The organism is Bartonella sp. CM31XJBT (genome assembly GCF_028618555.1).
Classification (GTDB): domain Bacteria; phylum Pseudomonadota; class Alphaproteobacteria; order Rhizobiales; family Rhizobiaceae; genus Bartonella.
Genome location: NZ_JAQITD010000040.1, coordinates 1 through 7,559, shown reverse-complemented (window position 1 = coordinate 7,559; position 7,559 = coordinate 1). Strand labels below are relative to the sequence as shown.

The 7,559-nt window shown below is 37.5% G+C and carries 6 protein-coding genes and 1 pseudogene; 4 read left to right on the top strand and 3 right to left on the bottom strand.

What is annotated here, in order from left to right:
* Positions 1 to 185 precede the first annotated feature (185 nt).
* Entirely contained in the window at positions 186 to 317 is a 132-nt protein-coding gene (locus PVV63_RS09445) for a hypothetical protein (RefSeq protein WP_273791633.1), read from the top strand.
* Between the two features lie 264 nt (positions 318 to 581).
* On the opposite strand, the gene PVV63_RS09440 is transcribed toward PVV63_RS09445, so the two are convergent.
* The 3 genes and pseudogenes from PVV63_RS09440 to PVV63_RS09430 form a co-directional block, all read right to left on the bottom strand.
* Positions 582 to 1,343 (bottom strand): hypothetical protein, encoded by a 762-nt coding sequence (locus PVV63_RS09440; RefSeq protein WP_273791632.1) that lies wholly within the window; start codon positions 1,341 to 1,343, stop codon positions 582 to 584.
* Positions 1,344 to 1,424: 81 nt separating this feature from the next.
* On the bottom strand, positions 1,425 to 2,267 hold the full coding sequence (locus tag PVV63_RS09435) for a hypothetical protein (RefSeq protein ID WP_273791631.1): 843 nt from the start codon (positions 2,265 to 2,267) through the stop codon (positions 1,425 to 1,427).
* 1,238 nt (positions 2,268 to 3,505) lie between these two features.
* Positions 3,506 to 4,165 (bottom strand): annotated as a pseudogene (locus PVV63_RS09430) (type ISP restriction/modification enzyme); the annotation flags it as partial.
* 256 nt (positions 4,166 to 4,421) lie between these two features.
* Here PVV63_RS09430 and PVV63_RS09425 point away from each other — a divergent pair.
* From PVV63_RS09425 to PVV63_RS09415, 3 genes are all read left to right on the top strand, one after another.
* Positions 4,422 to 4,601 (top strand): hypothetical protein, encoded by a 180-nt coding sequence (locus tag PVV63_RS09425; protein WP_273791630.1) that lies wholly within the window; start codon positions 4,422 to 4,424, stop codon positions 4,599 to 4,601.
* Positions 4,594 to 6,354, top strand: coding sequence for a ShlB/FhaC/HecB family hemolysin secretion/activation protein (locus PVV63_RS09420; RefSeq protein WP_273791629.1), 1,761 nt, complete (start codon positions 4,594 to 4,596; stop codon positions 6,352 to 6,354). Before PVV63_RS09425 ends, PVV63_RS09420 begins: the two co-directional genes overlap by 8 nt.
* An 89-nt stretch (positions 6,355 to 6,443) precedes the next feature.
* Positions 6,444 to 7,559: filamentous hemagglutinin N-terminal domain-containing protein (locus tag PVV63_RS09415; RefSeq protein WP_273791628.1), on the top strand; the 1,116-nt coding region annotated here is incomplete at its 3' end.

Genomic DNA, 7,559 nt, shown 5'->3' with positions numbered 1-7,559 from the left:
ATGATTATTAATATACCCATATGGGTATATTTTCAAGTGGTTATTCTAATTTTGTGATTTTTTAATAACTATTATTAATAAAATTGACTTGATAAAAATGGTAACAAAAAACCATAATTGTTTATTTGTTTTATGAAAAGCTGCTTTGTAAAAACCAACGCTTCCAAATGTAAAAAGAACGTTTTTTGCAGATATTTATTGAATATGCATTTGCTTTTGATTGGATTGTTAAAGCTACCGAGCATTTTGATTTGTTTGATACGTTTGATAGCCATAACAAGCGTTTTATAGGCTTTCTCATTCAAATGAGTGATTAAAGATCATACGCACATTTACATTCCTTTTGATAAGTTTTCATATCTCTCATAGAGCGCTTGCAATATGATACGTTTTGTATATATGCATTCATTACTCCATTGTGGATGATTATTTTTTATCATTATAATCGTTATTTGAAAGCCGCGTCATATCATTTGGCACGGCTTTTTTTTTATTTTACTCTCTCTTTTATGATATGTTTATAGCAATGCATTTTATATGCGTTTATAACCATAAAGAATGCACGCCCCCCATACCTGTTTTTATTCTGTTTTATCAGTTATATTGACAAGCTTATCCCTTTCATAAACCTCACAATTTTTTGGAACTAACCTTACTTTGCTTTTTTTATTGATTTTTGCATTGCCATAAGCACGCCCCCAGATCGTTGCACAATATGAGATTTTAGCATTGCCATAAACAGAGCCATAAATCTCACAAGAGCCACTCACACAAGCATTCCCATAAACCTTGCCATAAATTTTTGCACGACCATTAATAACAGCATAATTATAAACTTTTGCATGGCTATAAATACAAACCAAGCCAGAAACCTTGGCATGACCATAAACGCGTGCATAACTAAAAACCGTAGCATCATAAGAAACATGCGCATGGTCATAAATATGAGCATCAGCAAGAATGCGGGCACTACCATTCACATGAGCATACCCATAAATATTGCCATAAACATGAGCATTGCCATAGACAAAAGCATGGTCATAAACTTTAGCATATTGAGAGATAAAAGCTTTTCCATAGACTTCAGCATTGCCATAAACTTGACCACAGACTTGAGAAAAATGGCGTATTTTTGCATTTTCATACACTCTTGCATGACCATAGACACAAGCCTCATCATACACCCAGCAATTACCATCATGGGATAGGTTAACTTCCTTTTCAATAAAGCCGCCTAAGGACCCCGCCTTTACATCATCAAAATCTTTTAAAGCTTTAATGCGATAAAGGGTATGATTACCAAATACACGCGTTTCATTTGTGAGTGCAAACTTCTTTTGCATAGCACAATTCCTTCATAAAGAGATTTAAATTTTTAAATGAGATATTTAAAGGAGGGCGCCCCCGCTGCGCCCACGCGTTATTTAAGCAGCGTCTTTTAGTGACTGATTATCATCACAGATATCATTACGAATTTTTGCACGGCTATTGACAACAGCATTGCCATAAATTTGCACATGATGATCAATATTTGATTTGCCATAGACCTTGGCATTATCATAAATCCTTACAAAGCAACCAACACGAGCCGAGCCAGAAACCTTGGCATAACCATAGATACTTGAATAATCCTTAATCCAGGCATTACAAAAAACATGGGCATTATCATAAACGCGCGCCCAGACATAAATGCGTGACTTGCCATACACATGGGCATTGCCAAAAATATAGCCACAAACATAGGCATTTTCATAGACACGGGCATTGTCATAAACCTTGGCACCATTAGAAATAGTAGCATTATCACTAATTACGGCATTACCATAAACATGCCCACAGACCTTAGCGTTATCATGAATTTTTGCATTATCATAAATATGAGCGGTTGTATCAAAAACCAATGCTTTGCCATTAACGATAGCATTGCCACACACCTTGGCACCTCTAAAGATTTTCGCGTCATTATAAATTTTAGCATTTTCATAAACAGTTGCATTGAAAAGAACCGCGGCATTATCATAGACCCAGCAATTGCCATCATGGGATAAGTTACTTTCATTTTCAATAAAACCGCCGAGGTCTCCCGCCTTAACATCATCAAAATCTCTTAGAGCACGTATACGGTGTAAAGTAAGACCATCAAAAGTGAATTTTTCATTGGTAAATTCGTATTTTTTTGCAGACTCTTGTTGATTAACAGATGTGATTTCGTTTGCAATGTTAGAGGAAATTGTATTTTGGGAAGTTTTTATTATAGAATTTTTCATTTTAAATTCTTTCTAATCGTAATGAAGTTTTCAATTGACGCGCTATAAAGGCGCCGGGCGTTGAAAACACGGCGATTAGTCCGTCGTCACACTTTTCCCATAAGGGTATTGCATGGTGTGACACACCCGACAAAATCATTATACGCTTTAATACGTATAAAAAACAGTCAGTATTTTAAAGACTTTGGAAAGATTGTTTCGTAACCTATCCGCTAATCGTTAAGTGTTTTCAGCACTTGAATATTTATATAACAAAATACGTGTTTATTGTCAAATAATATTTCTATCTTTTTGATATTTTTTCTTATTTTTTAATACGTTGCGTGTTGATAATATCTTATGCTTATCAATTTCTTCTTTTATATTTATGTGCTTTTAAAACTATATTATAGGTTTTATGAAACGATAGCGTTATTTTCTGAATCTATACATTTATAATATTTAGAAACGCTCTCATAATGCGTATTTTAAACTTTATAACCTATCAATTTTGTTACTAAATGAATTTTAAATTTTTTGTGAATTTTGTTTATAAGGGGCTTTAATTTAAACGACCTTAATAGCACCGCGCTCTTATAACAAATGCTTTCATTTGCATTTTTGCTTTCTCTATAGCTGTTATGTTCTTTATAGCCATGGCATCATTTTTCATGTTCATAAGAGAAATGATAAATAGGATAATTGTGATTTATTGCTTGTTATGAAAACATCTCAATAGAAACTGATCATTATAGAGATGAGCAAAATCCCTTTTAATAAACTTTTGTCAGTCTTGTCAGTTCTTTTTAGAACCTATATCATTTTTTTTAAATGAGAAAAAATTAAAATCATTATATTTCAATAAGTTGAGTTTTGTCTATTTTTCAAAATACAACCTATATTAATAATGCAACCTATAAATTCAACTAATGCTATATATTTTTGTAGGTTTTTTTGGGGGGGGTAGAAAAATTCAAAACCTATAAGTAATATAAGAAAATGAATATACATAATTCTGTTTAAACAAAGCTTTTGAAAAGGATAAAGCTATCATTTTAGATTACGATATAATCTTTTAAAGGCAATCAAAATAAGAGTATTTAAAAGTGCAAATGATTTCTTTTTAGAATAACGCATATAAATACTCCTTTTAAAGATTGTATGTAAGCAATTTATAAAAGTGATATAGAACCTATAGGTATAAGACCTTATACCCCTTGTGAGGTTAATATGCCTATCATGTGAGCATGCTTTATAAGTTATTTGGTTTCTCTTATTTCTAATTTTGGTAAGTTCTTAACAATTTTCATTGTTTCTAAACTTACAGTAATAACCCTTTGAAATAACTCTAATGGATAAGCAGGGTTGCCAATGGTTTCAACAGCATAGTGATTGGCATCATTCACAATACCACTCTTTTTATCTGTTTTTACACATTGACGCCCCATAAACCATTCAAGAGCAGGCTTGCCATTGACGATATACTCATAAGCTTACTTAGGGATATCTGTCATGATGATATTGCTATTATAAGTAACTGTTGATTTATTCTTTTCCTTACTATCCTTAATTTTTGCGAATTTCATTTCAGTCACATAATAAAACTTTTCTGGATTAGGGATATCAGTTAATTTTGGATTACCCTTTTAAAAGGTCACAGGATAAGGCTCTACAGTTTCATAATTCACGTGCAAATGCCCCAGTTTACGCCCTACTGTCACAAATTTCCAAAAATCATCAGCATTCTTTACACACGGGATACGCGGCAATTTTTTAGAGAGGTTATTGACATAACGAGTGCGATAATCTTCTGAATGCAAAAGACCGTAAACATAATAAAATAGATCATCTTTAGTAATTTTTTCATTGGGATAAGCAGTTTTAAAATGCGCTAATTCTTCATAAGTTATGGCATCACGCATTTTCTTTTTTGCTTATTTTAGTAAATAAGCTATTGTCATACTATTTTTCTTATCAAGCGATAATAATGGAGTGTTTTTTGTTGTCTCTAATATGTAACAGTTCCAATAAATTTGGTCTATTCTATGAATAAGAGTCTTTACTTGAAGCTCAAGATTATATTACATGCAACACCTTAAAATTAAGAAGCATATAGAGTGTATGATTGTCATTTAACAGTGTAATTGTAAAATCTTCGCAAGCGGGGGAAATGATATGGTTTGCACAACACATAAAGCAGGTGTATACAGTACAGTCTATGCTTTTCTCTCAGATGTTATAAGTATTATTCTCATCAAAAAATTAAAAAATTGTTACGCGGTTGGCGATTTTTTCTGTGACGCTGATGATATGGTTCATTTGGTTGCTCATTTTGAGGACACAATGAATGCATAGATTTTTTTTCACTTTTATTTTTGCGGCTATTTTGTGCCTTTTTTCGTTGCCGAGTTTTGCCCAAAACATTCGTGAGAAAGCGATTAATCAATCAGAGAGCATCCAACGACAACAAACACAACAACAGCGTTTTCAGCAATTACACCGTAGAAACGAAACCCGTGGGGTATTTTTGCCAGATGATGATACCACATCTCCCTATGGTGCTTCGTCTGGTACAACCTGTTTGCTGATCAAAAGCATTGAATTTGTTGGTGCTCAGTTGATTTCTCACACCGACCTTCATGAAGCCATTTCTCTTTGGGAAGGACGGTGTTTGGGGATTGCCGAAATCAATAAAGTGCTCAAAGCGGTGACCAAGCTTTATATGAAGCGCGGCTATATTGCAGTGCGGGCTTATTTGCCTGAGCAAGATTTAAGCGGCGGTCATCTCAAGATTGTTGTTGTTGAAGGTGTGATGGAAGATATTACCCTTGATGGGCATAAAGTTGGAAGGAAATCTCAAGGAGAAATCACCACGGCTTTTCCAAACCTTATTGGGAAGCCGACCAATCTGCGCCAGATAGAGCAAGGGCTTGATCAAATCAATCGGCTTTTCTCACGCCAAGCTACCATTAATCTTGGTGCGGGTAGCAATTCGGGTGGTTCGATACTCGATGTTCATATTGAAAAACAGAAACCTTGGCTTATTACGCTTTCCAGCGATAATCTTGGTGCTAAAGCAACAGGAATTTATCAAACGCGCTTGAGCCTTTCTTTTGATGATCTATTAGGGATCAATGATCAATGGTCGTTTAGCTATCAGCGTTCTATGGATGGTAGTCCGTATCATTTTTCTCACAAGCGCCCCAATAGTGATACTCTAACGGGATCCTTTTCTCTTCCCTATGGCACTTGGACAACAGGTTTTGATGGGACGTGGAGCCAATATCATTCGAGTGTTAAGGGAATATTTTCCGATATTATGACTGAGGGTAAGTCTTTATCGCTGACACCGTGGATTTCACGGGTTATTGACCGTGATCAAGAGGGAAAGACCTGGCTTACGGGACGCTTAACATGGAAATATTCTGATAATTTTATTATGGGCAGTCGGGTTGATGTTTCCAGCCGTAAACTGGCTATTGCAACCTTTGAGCTTGATCATTCGCGCAAGTGGCTTGGAGGAGAGTTAAGCGCGCATATAGGGTTTCATAAAGGGTTGGCAATTCTTGGCGCTTATGATGATAAAGAGCAAGAGAATGCAACAAAAAATTCACCCAAAGGGCAATTTTCCAAATTGTCTTTTTCCCTAGGCTACGTGCGTCCTTTTTCGCTCAAACAGTATAACTTTCGCTATAACACACTGTTTTCAGGACAATTATCACCCGACACGTTGTTTAGTTCAGAGCAAATATCGCTTGGTGGTAGTTCCTCTGTGCGCGGGGTGCGTGAGGCGATTTATTACGGCAATAATGGGGCGTTTTGGCGCAATGAATTGTCGCTGTTGTTGCCAGGTTTTTCTTCGAGAATGGGGCGTAAATTTATAAGCCAATTTTCCCCTTATATGGCGCTTGATCTGGGGGCTGTAGCCAATGATGCAAACAAAAACAGTTTTGGCGGGAGCCTCGTTGGGGCAACTCTTGGTTTCCATGCAACCGGAGACATTACGGATATTGATGTATCTTATTCGAATATTTTAACCCAATCGACAGTGCGAGAAAAGGGAAATTCGACAGGGTTATTTCAAGTACGGGCATTATTGAGATTTTAGAGCAAAGGGGCGGTAAAAATATCGCTGCGCTGTTTACATCCCTTTGGGTTGTTTTTTTAAGAGATAAAGAATTTTATGAGGAGCTGAAGATGCGGGGATTGAAAAATCAAAAGCATAGATTGGGATATGGATACAAGCTATGGCAGCGCGTTCTTTGTGTTTTGCAGCGAGGGATCCATAAGGGGCTTTCACTTGTTTTAAGTTTTTGCTTAGCTTTTCAGCCTTTGTTGTTGCAAGCACAAGCGCTTGGAGCGCGAAGTCCTGTTGCACAAGAGAGCCAAGGGATAAAAGCAGCTGATGGGGTTGGCTCTGTTTTCCGCCCCACGGTGGGGAAAGCCGGCAATGATGTGCCGCTGATTGATATTGTTCGCCCCAATGGACAGGGTCTTTCTCATAACAAATATGACAGTTTCAATGTTGATACCCATGGCGTGATTTTGAACAATTCGACTGAGGAGGTTTCGCGTTCACAGCTTGGGGGATTGGTGCCAGGCAACGGCAATTTGCGTTATAGCGGTGCAGCAAAGGTTATCCTTAATGAAGTGGTGAGTGCCAATCGCTCGCGTCTTGAAGGCGTGAGCGAAGTACACGGGCAAATGGCGGATGTTATTATCGCCAACCCCAATGGGATTACCTGTAATGGTTGTGGCTTTATCAATACTCCACGGGTGACTTTATCGACCGGACAACCGATCATTGGAGCCGATGGCGCTTTGAGTGGGTTGCGTGTTGAGGGTGGTGATATCACCATAGGCTCTCGTGGGGCTGATGGGAGTGCATTAGATATTTTTGATCTTGTTTCGCGCAAGATCAGTATCGGGGGTCCCATACAGGTCAAAGGAGATTTGGCTGTTATCGCTGGTCACAATCATTTTGATTATCACAAGCGCGAAGCAACTTCTCTTGGTTCTGATGGCAAAGAGCCAGAATTGGCGATTGATTCCAGTGAGTTTGGTGGAATGTATGCGGGGCAGATCCGCGTGATTGCCAATGATAAAGGCGCCGGCGTTAAGATGCGAGGAGACATGGTTGCCAATGCAGGCGCCATGAGATTGACAAGTGATGGCAAGCTGGTGATTGCCAAAGCACGTGCCAAAGGAGCAGTAAAAGCGCGTTCCCACCACGATAGTGTGCACGTGAAAGATCTGCTTTTTTCAGAAGAAGCGGTTGAGCTGAAGGCTTTGAAACATGTTGAATTGGCTGAG